Annotated in this window: 15 protein-coding genes; 9 read left to right on the top strand and 6 right to left on the bottom strand. The window is 61.1% G+C overall.

Translation table 11 applies throughout. The features are described from left to right. The first annotated feature begins 26 nt into the window (after positions 1-26). From K5Q02_RS07755 to K5Q02_RS07745, 3 genes are all read left to right on the top strand, one after another. Positions 27-1298, top strand: coding sequence for a YeaH/YhbH family protein (locus K5Q02_RS07755; protein WP_042556583.1), 1272 nt, complete (start codon positions 27-29; stop codon positions 1296-1298). Continuing rightward, the gene (locus tag K5Q02_RS07750; protein ID WP_225838012.1) at positions 1295-2863 is read left to right on the top strand and encodes a SpoVR family protein; all 1569 of its coding nucleotides are present in this window, start codon (positions 1295-1297) and stop codon (positions 2861-2863) included. Before K5Q02_RS07755 ends, K5Q02_RS07750 begins: the two co-directional genes overlap by 4 nt. 87 nt (positions 2864-2950) lie before the next feature. Continuing rightward, the gene (locus K5Q02_RS07745; RefSeq protein ID WP_225838010.1) at positions 2951-4171 is read left to right on the top strand and encodes a multifunctional CCA addition/repair protein; all 1221 of its coding nucleotides are present in this window, start codon (positions 2951-2953) and stop codon (positions 4169-4171) included. 47 nt (positions 4172-4218) lie between these two features. Here K5Q02_RS07745 and folK read toward each other — a convergent pair whose 3' ends face one another. After that, positions 4219-4746, bottom strand: a complete 528-nt coding sequence (gene folK / locus K5Q02_RS07740; protein ID WP_225838007.1) for a 2-amino-4-hydroxy-6-hydroxymethyldihydropteridine diphosphokinase — start codon at positions 4744-4746, stop codon at positions 4219-4221. Then, complete coding sequence (gene folB, locus K5Q02_RS07735; RefSeq protein WP_225838005.1) at positions 4737-5093, bottom strand: dihydroneopterin aldolase; 357 nt, start codon at positions 5091-5093, stop codon at positions 4737-4739. The genes folK and folB overlap by 10 nt, the downstream gene beginning before the upstream one ends. A gap of 74 nt (positions 5094-5167) precedes the next feature. Between folB and plsY the strand changes: the two genes are divergently transcribed. Continuing rightward, complete coding sequence (plsY, locus tag K5Q02_RS07730) at positions 5168-5737, top strand: glycerol-3-phosphate 1-O-acyltransferase PlsY (protein WP_225838002.1); 570 nt, start codon at positions 5168-5170, stop codon at positions 5735-5737. Between the two features lie 38 nt (positions 5738-5775). Here the strand turns inward: plsY and tsaD are convergent, their stop codons facing one another. Next, positions 5776-6801, bottom strand: coding sequence for a tRNA (adenosine(37)-N6)-threonylcarbamoyltransferase complex transferase subunit TsaD (gene tsaD / locus K5Q02_RS07725; protein WP_225838000.1), 1026 nt, complete (start codon positions 6799-6801; stop codon positions 5776-5778). Positions 6802-7006: 205 nt separating this feature from the next. Here tsaD and rpsU point away from each other — a divergent pair, with 205 nt between their 5' ends. The 3 genes from rpsU (at position 7007) to rpoD (ending at position 11259) form a co-directional block, all read left to right on the top strand. Further along, positions 7007-7222: a 30S ribosomal protein S21 gene (gene rpsU / locus K5Q02_RS07720; protein WP_003296736.1), complete on the top strand. Its 216-nt coding sequence runs from the start codon at positions 7007-7009 to the stop codon at positions 7220-7222. 142 nt (positions 7223-7364) lie between these two features. After that, complete coding sequence (dnaG, locus tag K5Q02_RS07715) at positions 7365-9344, top strand: DNA primase (RefSeq protein WP_225837999.1); 1980 nt, start codon at positions 7365-7367, stop codon at positions 9342-9344. A 67-nt stretch (positions 9345-9411) separates the two neighbouring features. Then, entirely contained in the window at positions 9412-11259 is a 1848-nt protein-coding gene (gene rpoD / locus K5Q02_RS07710; protein WP_225837997.1) for an RNA polymerase sigma factor RpoD, read from the top strand. A gap of 332 nt (positions 11260-11591) precedes the next feature. On the opposite strand, the gene yjiA is transcribed toward rpoD, so the two are convergent. From yjiA to K5Q02_RS07695, 3 genes are all read right to left on the bottom strand, one after another. Continuing rightward, a complete protein-coding gene (gene yjiA, locus K5Q02_RS07705) occupies positions 11592-12557 on the bottom strand; it encodes a GTPase (RefSeq protein WP_225837995.1) in 966 nt (321 codons plus the stop codon). Between the two features lie 80 nt (positions 12558-12637). Beyond that, a complete protein-coding gene (locus K5Q02_RS07700) occupies positions 12638-12841 on the bottom strand; it encodes a YbdD/YjiX family protein (RefSeq protein WP_073267317.1) in 204 nt (67 codons plus the stop codon). After that, the gene (locus tag K5Q02_RS07695; RefSeq protein WP_042556573.1) at positions 12831-14912 is read right to left on the bottom strand and encodes a carbon starvation CstA family protein; all 2082 of its coding nucleotides are present in this window, start codon (positions 14910-14912) and stop codon (positions 12831-12833) included. The genes K5Q02_RS07700 and K5Q02_RS07695 overlap by 11 nt, the downstream gene beginning before the upstream one ends. Before the next feature lie 275 nt (positions 14913-15187). Between K5Q02_RS07695 and K5Q02_RS07690 the strand changes: the two genes are divergently transcribed. Both K5Q02_RS07690 and K5Q02_RS07685 read left to right on the top strand, forming a co-directional pair. After that, positions 15188-16564, top strand: a complete 1377-nt coding sequence (locus K5Q02_RS07690) for a cache domain-containing protein (protein ID WP_225837993.1) — start codon at positions 15188-15190, stop codon at positions 16562-16564. After that, entirely contained in the window at positions 16561-17187 is a 627-nt protein-coding gene (locus K5Q02_RS07685) for a response regulator (protein ID WP_225837991.1), read from the top strand. The genes K5Q02_RS07690 and K5Q02_RS07685 overlap by 4 nt, the downstream gene beginning before the upstream one ends. Positions 17188-17212: the final 25 nt, after the last annotated feature.

Below are 17212 nucleotides of genomic sequence, written 5' to 3'. Positions count from 1 at the left end.
AAGCCTGTAGCGCCCGGAGGGCTTGTATGAGCTACGTGATCGACCGTCGCCTGAATGGCAAGAACAAGAGCACGGTGAACCGCCAGCGGTTCATCCGTCGTTACCGTGATCACATCAAGAAGGCCGTGGAAGAGGCGGTCAGCCGCCGCTCCATCACCGACATGGAACACGGCGAACAGATCAGCATTCCAGGGCGCGATATCGACGAACCGGTATTGCACCATGGCCGGGGCGGCAAACAGACCGTCGTGCATCCCGGCAACAAGGATTTCATCGCTGGCGAACGCATCCCACGTCCGCAGGGCGGTGGTGGCGGCCAGGGTGCTGGCAAGGCCAGCAATTCCGGCGATGGCATGGATGAATTCGTCTTTCAGATCACTCAGGAAGAATTTCTCGATTTCATGTTCGAGGATCTGGAGCTGCCCAATTTGGTAAAACGCCATCTGACCGGCGCCGAGACCTTCAAGACCGTACGCGCCGGTATCAGCAGCGAGGGCAACCCGTCGCGGATCAACATCATCCGCACCTTGCGTTCGGCTCACGCGCGGCGCATCGCGCTATCCGGCAGCAGCCGGGCAAAGCTGCGGGAGACCAAAGCCGAGCTGGAACGCCTGCGTAGAGAAGAACCGGACAACTTCGGCGATATTCAGCTCCTCGAAGCCGAAATAGAGCGGCTTAGCGCGCGCATTCACCGCGTTCCGTTTCTCGACACGTTCGACCTCAAGTACAACTTGCTGGTCAAACACCCCACTCCCAGCTCCAAGGCGGTGATGTTCTGCCTGATGGACGTATCCGGCTCCATGACCCAGGCGACCAAAGATGTCGCCAAGCGCTTCTTCATCCTTCTCTACCTGTTCCTCAAGCGCAATTACGACAAGATCGACGTGGTCTTCATCCGCCACCACACCAGCGCCAAGGAAGTGGACGAGGAAGAGTTCTTCTACTCGCGGGAAACCGGCGGCACCATCGTGTCCAGCGCCCTGAAAATGATGCAGGAGATCATGGCCGAGCGTTATCCGGTCAACGAATGGAACATCTACGGCGCCCAGGCTTCCGACGGTGACAACTGGAACGACGACTCACCGGTGTGCCGCGACATCCTGATCAAGCAGATCATGCCCTTCGTGCAGTACTTCACCTACGTGGAAATCACCCCGCGCGAACACCAGGCCCTGTGGTTCGAATACGAACGGGTCGCCGAAGCCTTCGACGAGACCTTCGCCCAGCAGCAACTGGTATCGGCGGGCGACATCTACCCGGTATTCCGCGAACTGTTCCAGCGGAGGCTTTCGACATGAGCAGCAACGCCAGCAGCAGGAAACGCCAGCCCCTGTCCACTGGGTCGGAATGGACCTTCGAGCTGATCCGCGACTATGACCGGGAAATCAGCCGGCTCGCCGAACGCTACGCACTGGATACCTACCCGAACCAGATTGAGGTGATCACCGCCGAGCAGATGATGGATGCCTATGCCTCCGTGGGCATGCCGCTGGGCTATCACCACTGGTCGTACGGCAAGCAGTTTCTCAGCACCGAGAAATCCTACAGCCGTGGGCAGATGGGCCTGGCCTACGAAATCGTGATCAACTCCGACCCTTGCATCGCCTACCTGATGGAGGAAAACACCATCACCATGCAGGCGCTGGTGATCGCTCATGCCTGCTATGGACACAACAGCTTCTTCAAGGGTAATTACCTGTTCCGCACCTGGACGGACGCCAGTTCGATCATCGATTACCTGGTGTTCGCCAAGCAGTACATCACCCAGTGCGAAGAGCGCCATGGCATCGATGCGGTCGAGGATCTGATCGACTCCTGCCATGCGCTGATGAATTACGGCGTGGATCGCTACAAACGCCCTTACCCGATATCAGCCGAGGAAGAGCGCCGTCGTCAGAAAGATCGCGAAGAGCACCTGCAGCGCCAGATCAACGACCTGTGGCGTACCATCCCCAAGAGCGCCAGCAAGGCCGGCGATGAGGACAACAAGCGCTTTCCGGCAGAGCCGCAGGAAAACATCCTCTATTTTCTGGAAAAACATGCGCCGCTGCTCGAGCCCTGGCAGCGCGAAGTGATCCGCATCGTGCGCAAGATCGCCCAGTACTTCTATCCACAGCGCCAGACTCAGGTGATGAACGAAGGCTGGGCAACGTTCTGGCACTACACCCTGATGAACGACCTCTACGACGAGGGCCTCGTTACCGAGGGCTTCATGATGGAGTTTTTGCAATCACACACCAGCGTGGTGCTTCAGCCGTCTTTCGACAGCCCTTACTACAGCGGCATCAACCCCTACGCCCTGGGGTTTGCCATGTACCGCGACATCCGCCGCATCTGCGAAGAGCCGACCGAGGAGGATCGCCACTGGTTCCCCGACATCGCCGGCAGCGACTGGCTGAGCACACTGAAATTCGCCATGACCAGCTTCAAGGACGAGAGCTTCATCCTCCAGTACCTATCGCCCAAGGTCATCCGCGACCTCAAGTTGTTCAGCATTCTCGACGACGACCAGAAAGACGAACTGAGCGTACCGGCCATCCACGATGAACCCGGCTACCAGGTCATTCGCGAAATCCTGGCTGCCCAGTACAACCTGGGCAATCGCGAACCCAACGTACAGATATGGAACATCGACCGACGTGGCGATCGCTCACTGACCTTGCGCCACTTCCAACACGATCGTAAACCACTGGGCAACTCCACCGAAGACGTGCTCAAACACCTGCACCGCTTGTGGGGTTTCGATATTCACCTGCAAACGCTGCAAGGTGAACAGATCGTCAATACTCACCACGTACCACCGAAGAACGCCGCCTCGGACGGCGACTTGCCACGTCTGGATCTGCACATCCCTCCCCTCTGAACACCGGGCCCAACCTGGGCCCGGTGATGCCTACGCGACGACAGGCTCCGACGCAGCGGTTATCCTCTGCCCATGACGGAGATCCCTATGCATATCTACAAAGTCGGCGGCGCGGTACGCGACCGCCTACTCGGGCGGCCGGTCACCGAGATCGACTGGGTCGTGGTTGGCAGCACTGCAGAGGCCATGCTGGAAGCGGGCTATCGCCCGGTCGGTGCAGATTTTCCGGTGTTTCTGCACCCGCAAACCGGTGAGGAATATGCGCTGGCACGCACCGAACGCAAGAGTGGCCGCGGCTACGGCGGTTTCACCTTCCACGCCAGCCCGGAAGTAACGCTGGAAGAGGATCTGATCCGCCGCGACCTGACCATCAACGCCATCGCCGAAGACCAATACGGCCAGCTTATTGACCCGTACGGCGGGCAACGCGACCTCGCCGCCAAACAGCTGCGCCATGTATCTCCAGCTTTTGCCGAAGATCCGCTGCGCGTTCTGCGCGTGGCCCGCTTCGCTGCCCGCTATGCACCGCTAGGCTTTACCGTGGCAGCCGAGACCCTGACGCTGATGCGCCAGCTTGCCGAATCCGGTGAGCTGGACGCTCTCACGCCCGAGCGCAGCTGGAAGGAGATGTCCCGCGCGCTGATGGAACCGAGGCCTGATGTTTTCATTCAAGTGCTGCGCGATTGCGGCGCCTTGGCGGCCATGCTGCCAGAGGTGGATGCCCTCTTTGGCGTGCCGCAGCCAGCGGCACACCACCCGGAGGTCGACACTGGCATTCATGTGCTGGCCGTGCTGCGCCAGTGCGCCGAGCACGGGCAACCTCTGCCGGTGCGCTGGGCCTGCCTGCTGCATGACGTGGGCAAGGGGCTGACCAAACCTGCCGATTGGCCCCGACACATAGCTCATGAGCACCGAGGTATCCCGCTGATCAAGGCGATCAACAGCCGCTGCAAGGTGCCTCGGGAGTGCCAGGAGTTGGCCGAGCTGGTCGGCGAGTTTCATACCCACGCACACCGTGCCCTGGAGTTGCGCGCCTCGACCCTACTGGAGCTGATGCAGCGCTTTGACGTGTTCCGCCGCCCGCAACGCTTCGAGGCCTTTGTCGCGGCCAGCGAGATGGATGCCCGCGGCCGTCATGGGTTGGAACAGCGTGAATATCCGCAGGCCGCCTACCTGCTGGACGCCATGCAGGCGGTTCGCCAAGTGGTCGTGCAACCGTTACTGGAGCGCGGCTACAAGGGCGCGGAACTGGGCGAAGCGCTTAATCGCGAGCGCCTTGCCGCGCTGAAGGCATTCAAGGGAGCCTAGGGTCTGTTGCCGTTTCACGCACGGCCGCGTTGAAACGGCAACAGACCCTAGGGCGACGGCAGCAACTCGTCAGGCGTCAGCTCGGCACCGCGCCACTGGAAGGAAACCGGCCACAGTTGCTGCTCGATCCGCGCCTCGCGCCACAACTGGGCGAAGCTGCGACCTACACCCGGATGCTCGACATCGGGCACCAGCAGAGCCAGCGGCCTGAGCACGAAGGCATTCCTGAGAATCTCCGCACGCGGTAGCACCAATCCATCGAAACTGCCGACCAACGTGTCATACATCAGCACGTCGATGTCCAGCGGCAAGCCCTTTCGATCCGGCGCATAGCGACCGTTATCAGCTTCGATGAATTTCAGCCGGCGATCCAGTTCAAGCAGCGGTAACTCGGTATATCCAGCAATCACCAGATTGAAGAACGGGCCACTCTTGATGCCAACTGCCAGGCTTTCGAAGACTGGCGAGCAGCGCATGTCGGTGATGATATCGGCCAGGGCATCGAGACCAGCGCGCAGGTGCACTTCGCGCTCCATGTTGCTGCCCAGGCCCAGCAGTATCGGGGTTAGCGACATCCGCGCTCGATCTCCACGCCAACACCACCACGGGCAGCAGGCACAGCGCCCGGCTTGGTCAGACGCAGGCGAACCCAGGGAATGCCGAACTCGCTCATCAGCAGTGCGGCCAGGCGCTCGGCGAAGGTTTCCACGAGGATGAACTGCGACTCGCTGGCGAAGGCCTGGATGCGCGTGGACACCGAGGCGTAATCCAGCGCCTTGCTCAAATCATCATCTTCGGCCGCCGGACGGTTATCCCAGCCCAGCCACAGATCCAGCTGCAGGCATTGGCGAATGGTGCGCTCCCAGTCGTAGGCACCGATAACGGTGTCGACTTCCAGACCCGCGATAAACACTGTGTCCAAGCATGCTCTCCACGGCACGACAAGCTCGCCGTACCTCGTTAGAATCGGGCATCCCCCGGCGCGGAATGGATACCATGTTTTGGTTGCTGGCGATCCTCGCCTACCTGCTCGGCTCGCTGTCCTTCGCTATCCTGCTCAGCCGCATGACCGGCCTGGCAGACCCGCGCGCCAGCGGTTCGGGCAATCCCGGCGCCACCAATATGCTACGGGTGGCCGGCAAACGCCTGGCCATTCTCACGCTGATTGGCGATCTGTTCAAAGGTTTGCTGCCGGTCATGCTTGCCGCCCACCTTGGATTCGAGCTGCAACAGCAGGCTTGGCTGGGGCTGGCGGCCGTGGTCGGGCACCTTTACCCGGTCTACTTTCGCTTTCGCGGAGGCAAAGGCGTCGCTACCGCAGCCGGCATGCTGCTGGGCCTGTATCCACCCGCGGCGCTGCTGGCGCTGTGCACCTGGCTGCTGACCTTCACGCTGACCCGCACCAGCTCCCTCGCCGCACTGACCGCTGCACCGCTGACATTGCCCCTGCTCGCCTGGCAACAGCCAGCCGCGCTGCTGCCGATGTGCGTACTGAGCGGGCTGATCGTCTGGCGCCACCGCAGCAATCTACGCGATCTATGGGCTGGCCGTGAGCGGCATTTCTAGATCCTCGCCATGAGCGAGCTTCATGCCACCAGACGGCGTCACAACGCCGGTAACTGCTCCATCGGCCAGCGCGCCTGCACGCTGATCGCCAGATCCTGATGCTGCCCGGCCAGCAGACGCTGGCACCCGGCGTAGGCGATCATCGCGCCATTGTCGGTACAGAATGCCGGACGGGCGTAAAAGACCTTGCCCTTCAGCGCTGCAAGCATGTCTTCCAGCGACAGGCGCAGTGCCTGATTGGCGCTTACGCCGCCGGCGATCACCAGGCTATTGAGGCCCGTCTGCTTGAGCGCCCGCCGACATTTGATGGTCAGCGTCTCGACCACCGCCTGCTGGAACGCCAGGGCCACGTCACAGCGAGTCTGCTCGCTGTCGTCGCCATTGGCGCAGCATTGCTGCCAGGTATTGAGGGTGAAGGTCTTCAGGCCACTGAAGCTGAAATCCAGGCCAGGGCGATCGGTCATCGGCTTCGGGAACACGAAGCGCCCTGGCGTGCCGCGCTCGGCAAGCCGGGCGATTTCCGGACCACCGGGGTAACGCAGCCCCATCAGCTTGGCGGTCTTGTCGAACGCTTCGCCGGCAGCATCGTCCAGCGACTCGCCGAGCAACTGGTATTCACCGATTCCGTCGACCCGAACCAGCTGGGTATGCCCACCCGACACCAACAAAGCGACGAACGGAAAAGCCGGCGGGTTAGGCTCGAGCATGGGAGCCAGCAGATGGCCTTCCATGTGGTGTACGCCAATGGCCGGTACATCCCAGGCAAACGCCAACGCCTGGGCGCAGGAGGCCCCGACCAGCAGTGCCCCTACCAAGCCGGGGCCGGCGGTGTAGGCAATGGCGTCGATATCGGTCGCCACGCAGCCGGCCTCCTCCAGCACCTGGCGGATCAGCGGCAGCATGCGTTTGACGTGGTCGCGCGAAGCCAACTCCGGCACCACGCCGCCATAGGCGCGGTGCAGGTCGATCTGACTGAACAGCGCGTCTGCAAGCAGGCCGCGCTCGCTGTCGTAGAGCGCGACACCGGTCTCGTCGCATGAAGTTTCCAATCCCAGCACCAGCATGGTTTCGCCTTGATTTAACAGCCCGCAGAGCGTGAAAGGCCGGCATAATAATCGTCGCTAAGCGGCACAGACCAGCGCTTTTCGATCAGAGGCTTTGCATTCCGCCTGACTAGGCGGTAACATCCGCAACCCTTAAAAACCTGTGATCTTTCCGTGCTATTGCCAGGAAGACACAAACCTCCGGTAATAAAGAAGGTAGCTCTGGATGCCAGCCGTCAAAGTTAAAGAGAACGAACCCTTCGACGTAGCTCTGCGTCGTTTCAAGCGCTCCTGCGAAAAAGCCGGTGTTCTGGCCGAAGTTCGTAGCCGCGAATTCTACGAAAAACCGACTTCCGAGCGTAAGCGTAAAGCCGCCGCCGCGGTCAAGCGTCACGCGAAGAAAGTGCAGCGCGAACAGCGCCGCAGCGTTCGCCTGTACTAATACAGTACACGCAACGCCTGAATGCCCGGTGCAAGCCGGGCATTATCGTCAAAAACTCCGCATAGCCCACGGGCGAATGTTCGGAGTTTTTGCGTTTTTGCCGCTATTGTTCCCTACAGCGCTGCAGCAGTACTGAGCACCTATGGCCGGCCTGATCCCGCAATCCTTTATTGATGACCTACTTAACCGCACTGACATCGTCGATGTGGTGAGTTCGCGCATCCAACTGAAGAAGACCGGTAAGAACTACAGCGCCTGCTGCCCTTTCCATAAGGAAAAATCGCCCTCCTTCACCGTCAGCCCCGACAAGCAGTTCTATTACTGCTTCGGCTGTGGCGCCGGTGGTAACGCCCTGGGCTTCGTGATGGATCACGACCAGATGGAGTTTCCCCAGGCGGTCGAGGAACTGGCCAAACGCGCCGGCATGGATGTACCGCGCGAGGACGGCGGGCGCGGCGGCAAACCCCGCCAACCCAGCGACTCGCCACTCTATGCGCTGCTCAAGGCCGCCGCGGACTTCTACCGCCAGGCACTGAAGAGCCATCCGCAGCGCCGCGCCGCGGTCGACTACCTGAAAGGTCGCGGGCTGTCCGGCGAGATCGCTCGGGACTTCGGCCTTGGCTTCGCACCTCCGGGCTGGGACAACCTGCTCAAGCACCTGGCTGGCGATAGCCTGCAGCACAAGGCAATGATCGATGCCGGCCTGCTGGTGGAAAACCCCGACAGCGGCAAACGCTACGACCGCTTCCGTGATCGGGTGATATTCCCCATTCACGACAGCCGTGGCCGCATCATCGCCTTTGGCGGCCGGGTACTGGGCGACGACAAGCCCAAATACCTGAACTCGCCGGAAACCCCGGTATTCCACAAGGGCCAGGAACTCTACGGCCTGTACGAGGCGCGCAAGCACAACCGCAATCTCGACGAGATAATGGTGGTCGAGGGCTACATGGACGTTATCGCCCTCGCACAGCAGGGCCTGCGCAACGCCGTGGCGACCCTGGGCACCGCGACGAGCGAGGAACACCTCAAGCGCCTGTTTCGACTGGTGCCGAGCGTACTGTTCTGCTTCGATGGCGACCAGGCCGGCCGCAACGCCGCCTGGCGCGCACTGGAAGCCGCCCTGCCGAACCTGCAGGATGGTCGCCGCGCACGCTTCCTGTTTCTGCCCGAGGGCGAAGACCCGGACACCCTGGTGCGCAGTGAAGGCACTGATGCTTTCCGCGCACGCATCCACCAACATGCCCAGCCGCTGGCGGACTACTTCTTTCAGCAGTTGAGCGAAGAAGCAGACCCTCGCTCTCTGGAGGGCAAGGCGCATCTGGTTACCCTGGCCGCGCCGCTGATCGAAAAAATCCCCGGCAATACCCTGCGCGCCCTGATGCGCCAACGCCTAACCCAGATTACCGGCCTCAATACCGAGACCCTGAGCCAGATGTCCGCGCCGCCAGCCCGCCAGGCACAGACTCCCGCTCGACAGGATAACGATCACCCCGCGCCGGCCTTCGAAGCCATCCCCGACAGCGCTTATTACGACGCGGCGCCAAGCTATGAAGAACAGCAACCCGCCCAGGCATTCGAGCGCCCAGCCAGAAAGCAGGGTAAGGGCGAGTGGAAAAAAGAAGGTGGCAAGTGGAGCAAGAAAGGCCGTGACGACTACCACCCGCCACGCACCGCGGTGAGCGTCGAGTCGCCCCACCTCAGCGCTCTGCGTAGCCTGTTACACCACCCCGAACTGGCGCAGAGGGTTGATGATGTCAGCAATTTCGCTGCCGAAGGCGACACCTATGCTCAGCTGCTGGTAGCCCTGGTGGGCACATTACAGAAGCAGCCCACCCTGCGCTCGCTGCAACTGATCGCTCGCTGGCACGGCACCGAACAAGGCCGACTACTCAAGGTTCTGGCAGAAAAAGAATGGTTAATCGATCAAGACAACCTTGAACGGCAGTTTTTCGACACCATAACTACACTTGTCCATAGTCAGTCATTACGACGCCGCGAAACCGCTCTGCGTAGCATCATGCAGAAAGGCCCTAGCGAACTCACCGACGAGGAAAAGGCCCTGCTACGTGAGCATTACAGCAGCCTTTCCTCGCACAGCAAGACCCCAACTGGCGCCTGAGCGCCTAGCTGAGGTATAATCCTCGGCTTGTTTTTAGCCCGCCAAGACCTTCAGTGGATAGGGTGTTATGTCCGGAAAAGCGCAACAGCAATCTCGTATCAAAGAGTTGATCACCCTGGGTCGTGAGCAGAAGTATCTGACTTACGCAGAGGTCAACGACCACCTGCCCGAGGATATTTCAGATCCTGAGCAGGTGGAAGACATCATCCGCATGATCAATGACATGGGGATTCCGGTACACGAGAGTGCTCCGGATGCAGACGCCCTGATGCTGGCCGATGCCGACACTGACGAAGCCGCCGCTGAAGAAGCTGCTGCTGCGTTGGCTGCGGTTGAAACCGATATCGGTCGCACCACCGACCCGGTGCGCATGTACATGCGCGAAATGGGTACTGTGGAGCTACTGACCCGTGAAGGCGAGATCGAAATCGCCAAGCGGATCGAGGAAGGCATCCGCGAAGTAATGAGTGCGATTGCCCACTTCCCGGGTACCGTCGACAGCATTCTTGCCGAATACACCCGTGTCACCACCGAGGGCGGCCGCCTGGTCGAGGTACTCAGTGGCTACATCGACCCGGATGATGGCACCGTTCCTGCTGAAGCGGCTGCTCCCGTGCCTGCGGTCGGCGATGCCGCTGCCGAAGAAAAGGGCGACGAGGAAGAAGACGGCGATAGCGACGACGAGGAAGAAGAAGGCGATGGTGGCCCGGATCCTGAAGAGGCACTGCGCCGCTTCACCGCGGTCTCTGATCAGCTGGAAATCGCCAAGAAAGCGCTGAAAAAGCATGGTCGCAGCAGCAAGCAGGCCATCGCAGAGCTCAAGGCTTTGGCTGAGCTGTTCATGCCGATCAAGCTGGTGCCCAAGCAGTACGAAGCCCTGGTGGTTCGCGTACGTGAAGCACTGGAGCGTCTGCGTGGTCAAGAACGCGCCATCATGCAGCTGTGCGTACGTGATGCACGCATGCCGCGCGCCGACTTCCTGCGCCTGTTCCCGGGCAACGAAGTGGATCTGGACTGGGCCGCCAGCCTAGCCAAGGGCAAGTCGAAGTATGCGGAAGCCATCGGCAACCTGCAGGCTGACATTCAGCGCTGCCAGCAGAAGCTGATCGCCCTGCAGACCGAAAGCGACCTGACCCTGGCCGAAATCAAGGACATCAACCGTCGCATGTCGATCGGTGAGGCGAAAGCCCGCCGTGCGAAGAAAGAGATGGTCGAAGCCAACCTGCGTCTGGTGATCTCGATCGCCAAGAAGTACACCAACCGTGGTCTGCAATTCCTCGATCTGATCCAGGAAGGCAACATCGGCTTGATGAAGGCGGTGGACAAGTTCGAATACCGTCGCGGCTACAAGTTCTCGACCTATGCCACCTGGTGGATTCGTCAGGCGATCACTCGCTCGATCGCCGACCAGGCCCGCACCATCCGTATTCCGGTGCACATGATCGAGACGATCAACAAGCTCAACCGCATCTCCCGTCAGATGCTTCAGGAAATGGGCCGCGAGCCCACTCCGGAAGAGCTGGGTGAGCGCATGGAAATGCCTGAGGACAAGATCCGCAAGGTTTTGAAGATCGCCAAAGAGCCGATCTCCATGGAAACCCCGATCGGCGACGACGAAGATTCGCACCTGGGCGACTTCATCGAGGACAGCACCATGCAGTCCCCGATCGACGTGGCCACCGTGGAAAGTCTCAAGGAAGCCACTCGCGAAGTGCTTTCCGGCCTGACTGCCCGCGAAGCCAAGGTACTGCGCATGCGGTTCGGTATCGACATGAACACTGACCACACCCTCGAGGAAGTGGGCAAACAGTTCGATGTTACCCGTGAGCGTATTCGTCAGATCGAAGCCAAGGCGCTGCGCAAGCTGCGTCACCCGACCCGTAGCGAACACTTGCGCTCGTTCCTCGACGAGTAAGGTTTCACGGGAATAAAAAATGCCGGACAGCGCGAGCTGCCCGGCATTTTTTTGTCTGCGATAAATCGAGGGTCTGTTGACGTTTCAGCGCGAGCCGCGTTGCTGCGAGAAATCTCGCCAGGCGAGGCGGAGGACGCAGGGAATGGCGTTCCCTTTTCAAGTCCTCCAACGACGCATGACGAGATTTCCCGCGCAACCCGCAGGGCCGGGCCCGTTTTGCCGCGATGCTGCGTTTCTCGCAGGCTCATTTAGCCAGCTAAACTTCGCGGCTCGTGCCTTGCCTCGCGGCAAAACGGGCTCCAGCGCGGCCGTGCGTGAAACGTCAACAGACCCTAGGCGCTGAGCGCGGCGAAGCCCTGACGGATCGTCTCCTCAGGCAGGTTATCGCCGATGAAGACGATCACGCTCTCACGCTTCTCGTCAGCACCCCACTCGCTGTCCCAATCGAAACCATAGAGCCGCAACACGCCCTGGAACACCATGCGACGGTCTTCCTCGGTAATGCTCAGCACGCCTTTGTAACGCAGCAGTGAATTGCCGTGCTCTTCCAGCAGGTCTTCCATGAAACCGGAAAGCCGATCCAGATCCAGCGGCGTATCGCTGGTAAGCACCAGCGTGGAAATACGGTCACTGTTCTTGCCAGGTGCAACCGGGCGCAGGCTCGGTGCGATATCGGCGTTGAGGTTGAAGCCACGCACGTCGAGCAGTTCGCCCAGGTCAATGCGGCCGTGCTCGACCACCCGGATGGGCGCCCTTCTGTTGATGCGCTGCAAGCGCGCGATCAGTGCCTCACGACTGGCCTCATCGATCAGATCGGTCTTGCTCAGCAGAATGCGGTCAGCGAAGCCGACCTGAGCCTGGGCGATGGTTTCCTGCAGGTGACGCTCGGCGTTGGCGGCATCCACCAGGGTGATGATGCCGTCCAGCACGTAGCGATCGCACAGCTCTTCCGTGGCGAAGAAGGTCTGCGCTACCGGCGCCGGATCGGCCAGGCCGGTGCATTCGATCACCAAACGGTCGAAGGCCAGCTCGCCACTGTCGAGCTTCTCGAGGAGCATAAACAGCGCCTTTTCCAGCTCGACGTGAATGGAGCAGCACACGCAGCCATTGGCCAGGGTCATCACCTGCACCGGCTCGCTACCGAGCAATTGGCTGTCGATCGGCACTTCACTGTATTCGTTTTCGATCACGGCGATTTTCAGACCGTGCTCGGCCTTGAGGATGTGGCGCAGCAGCGTGGTTTTACCAGCACCGAGGAAACCGCTGAGCACGGTAACCGGAATGGGGGTGAAGGACATAAAAAGCGTTCCTCTGAATGACACACGCCACGACTAGGCGTGGCGTGTGGTTCTTGAACCAGGCAGTCAGCCCGGCGAGATCAACAGCAGCGGATGGGCCGCCCCTTGCCGCCACCATAGCGCGCTTCCTGGCGCTCGCGGAAGAAGGCTTCGTAGCTCATTACCGGCTTATCCGGATGCTTTTTGGTCATGTGTTCGACGTACGTGTCGTAGTCGGGCATGCCCACCAGCATCCGCGCGGCCTGCCCGAGGTACTTGCCCATGCGGCTGAGATCATTGAACACGGGCCACCTCCGGTGCGTCGGCAGGAATGGCCTGATACGGCGCCTCATTGTCGCTGCGCGAATCCTTTTGCCAGGCAGCACGGCCGACCTTGACGGCATAGAACAGCACGCTGACTACCACGAACAGGAACAGCACGGTCAGGGTGGCGTTGGTGTAGGCGTTGAGGATCACGTGCTGCATCTGGCCAAGATCCTTGGCCGGAGCGAGGATCTGACCGGCATCTACCGCAGCCTGATACTTCTTGGCCAGGGCCAGGAAACCGACTGCCGGGTTCGGATCGAGGAGCTTGATCAGCCCTGCGGTGGTGGTGCAGATCAGCAGCCAGGTGGCCGGGATCAGCGTTACCCACACGTAGCGCTGGCGCTTCATCTTGATCAGCACCACGGTGCCGAGCATCAGCGCGATGCCAGCAAGCATCTGGTTGGAGATGCCGAACAGCGGCCACAGGGTGTTGATGCCGCCCAGCGGATCGATCACGCCTTGATAGAGCAACCACCCCCACAGCGCCACACAGCCAGCAGTGGCGATGACGTTGGCGAACCAGGACTCGGTCTTCTTCATCGAAGGCACGAAGTTGCCCAGCAGATCCTGCAGCATGAAGCGCCCTGCACGGGTACCGGCGTCGACCGCGGTGAGGATGAACAGCGCCTCGAACAGGATCGCGAAGTGGTACCAGAACGCCATGGTGTTCTCACCCGGCAGCACGCTGTGGAGAATCTGCGCGATGCCCACGGCCAGAGTCGGCGCACCACCGGCGCGAGCCAGGATGGTGTTCTCGCCGATGTCTCGGGCGACCGCTTCCAGCTCTTCGGGAGTGATCACGAAACCCCAGCTGCTGACCGCGGCGGCAACCGATTGCACATCCGAGCCGACCAGCGCGGCAGGGCTGTTCATGGCGAAGTACACGCCCGGCTCGATCACCGAAGCGGCGACCATGGCCATGATGGCCACGAAGGATTCCATCAGCATGCCACCATAGCCGATGTAACGGGCATGTGACTCGTTGGCGAGCAGTTTGGGCGTGGTGCCCGAACTGATCAGGGCATGGAAGCCGGACACCGCGCCGCAGGCAATGGTGATGAACAGGAAGGGGAACAGCGTGCCCTTCCACACCGGCCCGGTGCCATCGGTGAACTGAGTCAGCGCCGGCATTTTCAGCTCGGGCATGACCACCAGGATGCCGATGGCCAAGGCGATGATGGTGCCGATCTTCAGGAAGGTCGACAGGTAGTCACGTGGCGCCAGGATCAGCCATACCGGCAATACCGCGGCGACGAAGCCATAGCCGATCAGCATCCAGGTGATCTGCACACCGGTGAAGGTGAAGGCCGGGCCCCACACGGGATCGGCAGCGATCACGCCACCCAGCCAGATCGAACCGAGCAGCAGGATCACCCCGATCAGGGAAATCTCACCAATGCGGCCGGGCCGGATGTAGCGCATGTAGATGCCCATGAACATGGCGATGGGAATGGTCGCCATGACGGTGAACATGCCCCACGGGCTTTCCGCCAGCGCCTTGACCACGATCAGCGACAGCACCGCGAGGATGATGATCATGATCATGAAGGCGCCGAACAGCGCGATAGTGCCGGGCACCTGGCCCATTTCCTCGCGCACCAGCTCGCCCAGGGAGCGGCCGTTACGGCGCGTGGAAATGAACAGCACCATGAAGTCCTGCACCGCACCGGCCAGTACCACGCCGGCGATCAGCCAGAGGGTGCCGGGCAGATAACCCATCTGCGCAGCGAGTACCGGGCCGACCAACGGGCCGGCGCCAGCGATGGCGGCGAAGTGGTGACCGAAGAGGATGTGTTTGTTGGTAGGAACGTAGTCCAGGCCGTCGTTATTGAGTACGGCGGGGGTAGCGCGACTGGGGTCGAGTTGCATCACCTTGGTGGCGATGAACAGGCTGTAGTACCGATAGACGACGAGATAGATCGCCACGGCAGCGACGACAATCCACAGGGCGTTGATCGACTCACCGCGATTCAGCGCCACAGTACCTAGCGCGAAAGCGCCCAGTAAGGCGACAGCAAACCAGGCGATGTGGCTAGCCATTCTGGTCATTTGACCTCTCCTGCCGCAGACCTTGGTCTACGGCGTTCATTGTTATTGTTGTGCCCTGGAAATCGAGCCCTGCAACTATCCATCTAAGTACCCTTTCGGGTAATTCGCAAAACTACCCACGGGCCTCTACGTAGAACTACGCAGTTGCCACAGCCCCCGGCAGCCGTGCGCTGTGTGGTTTGTGTATGCTCTGCCGGCCGCGACCATAGCGCGGCCAGTTTTCAACCTGCCGCGTAGCCGCCATGCTCCGGCAAAGCGCCGCCCGGAGTGCCCTCATGCAACTCAAGCACAAGATCGTCGCGCTCAGCCTGCTGCCCATGCTGTTGGCCGTGGCCGTGGTCTGCCTGCTGGTTCAGGTGCAGAACCAGCGTCTGGGCAATCAACAGGCGCAACTCATCGAACGCAGCATCCTCAGCAGCAAGCAGGCCGAGCTCAAGCACTACGTTGAGATGGCGCTGAGTACCATCGGGCCGCTGTACGACAGCGGCCTCGACGACGATGAGACCAAGCGCCAGGTGCTCGCCCTGCTGGCGCGGATCAATTTTGGCAGCGACGGTTACTTCTTCGTCTACGACCGTAGCGGCAAGAGCCTGATGCACCCGCGCCAAGGCGCACTGGTCGGCAAGGATCTGTGGAACATGACCGACTCCAAAGGCCTGCTGGTGATCCAGGCGCTGATTCGCAGCGCGGCCCAGGGCGATGGTTTTCAGCGCTACGGCTGGCAGAAGCCCTCCACCGGGCAGATGGCCGACAAGCTCGCCTACGTGACCATGCTCGATCGCTGGGGCTGGATGCTCGGCACCGGTATCTATCTGGAGGACGTCGACAACGCCATCGCCCAGGTTCGCCATGATGTCGGCAGCGGGATTCGCACCACCATGCTGGCCATCGCCATCGTCGCCCTGATCGCCGTGCTGGTGGTGTTCGCCAGTGGCCTGACCCTCAACGTCAGCGAACATCGCCTCGCCGACCGCAAGCAGCAGCAACTGACCCAGCGCATTATCACTTCTCAGGAAGATGAGCGATCACGGCTGTCCCGCGAGTTGCACGACGGCATCAGCCAGTTGCTGGTATCGATCAAATTCAAATTCGAACTGGCAGCCCACGAACTGGAGGCCGGCAAGGCCAGCGCCGCACAAACCTTGCGCCAAGGGATCGAGCGCCTGGCCGGGGCGATTGGCGAAGTGCGGCGCATCTCCCACGACCTGCACCCCTCACTGCTCGACACCCTCGGGCTGGCCTCGGCCATCGGCCAACTGGCCAGCGAATTCGAGCAGCGCAGCGGCCTTAGCGTGAGCTACCACAACAGCCTGGGCGATACCCGCCTGAGCGATGACATGAACGTGGCGTTATTTCGGATTCTGCAGGAGGCGCTGACCAACATCGAACGGCATGCCCACGCCAGCCGTGTGGCCATCAGCCTGACGGGTAACAGCAGCCGGGTGAACCTGCGTATCAGCGATGACGGTGGCGGCTTCAGCCCACGCAAGGCCGAACAGCACAGCGGCGGTATCGGCCTGCGCAACATCCGCGAGAGGGTCGAACATTTCGGCGGCGACTTCAACGTCACTTCGACGTCATCCGGCACCAAGCTCGACGTCGCCCTGTTACTCTCCGCCGCCACGCCACCTACTCAGGATCAGCCGCTATGAAGACGATCCGTATCGCGCTTGTCGACGACCACGTACTGGTGCGCGACGGCATCCGCACGCTGCTGTCGATGGTCGAGCACTTCGACATCGTTGGCGAAGCCGGCAGCGGCAGCGAGGCACTGGAACTGGTGGCCCGCGAGCAGCCGGACATTCTGCTGATGGATATCGGCCTCAAGGACATCAACGGCCTGGAGCTCACCGGCATCATCAAGAAGCGTTATCCAGCCATCAAGGTGCTGATCCTGAGCATGTACGACAATCAGGAGTACGTCAGCAGCTCGCTGCGCATGGGCGCTTCGGGTTACGTGCTCAAAGAGGCGCCGTCACAGGAAATCATCTCGGCCATCGACGTGCTCGCGGTTGGCGGACGTTTCTACAGCGGCGATGTCGCGCAGAAACTGTCGCAGGAGGAGACCGAAGAAGGCGAGCTCACCCCGCGCGAGCGCCAGGTTCTGCTGATGATGGCGCAAGGGCTGAACAACAAGGCGATGGCCAGGGAGTTGCAGATCAGCGTGCGTACCGTGGAAACCTATCGGCTGAGCATTCGCCGCAAACTCGATATCGAAAAGCCCGCCGATCTGGTCAAGCACGCCATGGAATACGGCTGGGCACCAGAAACCTGACAACAAACCGCGGAATGTTTGCTTA

Origin of the sequence: Pseudomonas sp. MM211 (genome assembly GCF_020386635.1) — a bacterium.
GTDB lineage: Bacteria > Pseudomonadota > Gammaproteobacteria > Pseudomonadales > Pseudomonadaceae > Aquipseudomonas.
Note: the sequence above shows the minus strand (reverse complement) of the source record. Positions and strands in the feature narration are given on the sequence as shown.

Bases quoted from the DNA above. Each gene is read 5' to 3' on its own strand.
- K5Q02_RS07755 (WP_042556583.1), top strand. From the start codon at position 27: ATGAGCTACGTGATCGACCGTCGCCTGAATGGCAAGAACAAGAGCACG.
- K5Q02_RS07750 (WP_225838012.1), top strand. From the start codon at position 1,295: ATGAGCAGCAACGCCAGCAGCAGGAAACGCCAGCCCCTGTCCACTGGG.
- K5Q02_RS07745 (WP_225838010.1), top strand. From the start codon at position 2,951: ATGCATATCTACAAAGTCGGCGGCGCGGTACGCGACCGCCTACTCGGG.
- folK (WP_225838007.1), bottom strand. From the start codon at position 4,746: ATGTCGCTAACCCCGATACTGCTGGGCCTGGGCAGCAACATGGAGCGC.
- plsY (WP_225838002.1), top strand. From the start codon at position 5,168: ATGTTTTGGTTGCTGGCGATCCTCGCCTACCTGCTCGGCTCGCTGTCC.
- tsaD (WP_225838000.1), bottom strand. From the start codon at position 6,801: ATGCTGGTGCTGGGATTGGAAACTTCATGCGACGAGACCGGTGTCGCG.
- rpsU (WP_003296736.1), top strand. From the start codon at position 7,007: ATGCCAGCCGTCAAAGTTAAAGAGAACGAACCCTTCGACGTAGCTCTG.
- dnaG (WP_225837999.1), top strand. From the start codon at position 7,365: ATGGCCGGCCTGATCCCGCAATCCTTTATTGATGACCTACTTAACCGC.
- rpoD (WP_225837997.1), top strand. From the start codon at position 9,412: ATGTCCGGAAAAGCGCAACAGCAATCTCGTATCAAAGAGTTGATCACC.
- yjiA (WP_225837995.1), bottom strand. From the start codon at position 12,557: ATGTCCTTCACCCCCATTCCGGTTACCGTGCTCAGCGGTTTCCTCGGT.
- K5Q02_RS07695 (WP_042556573.1), bottom strand. From the start codon at position 14,912: ATGACCAGAATGGCTAGCCACATCGCCTGGTTTGCTGTCGCCTTACTG.
- K5Q02_RS07690 (WP_225837993.1), top strand. From the start codon at position 15,188: ATGCAACTCAAGCACAAGATCGTCGCGCTCAGCCTGCTGCCCATGCTG.
- K5Q02_RS07685 (WP_225837991.1), top strand. From the start codon at position 16,561: ATGAAGACGATCCGTATCGCGCTTGTCGACGACCACGTACTGGTGCGC.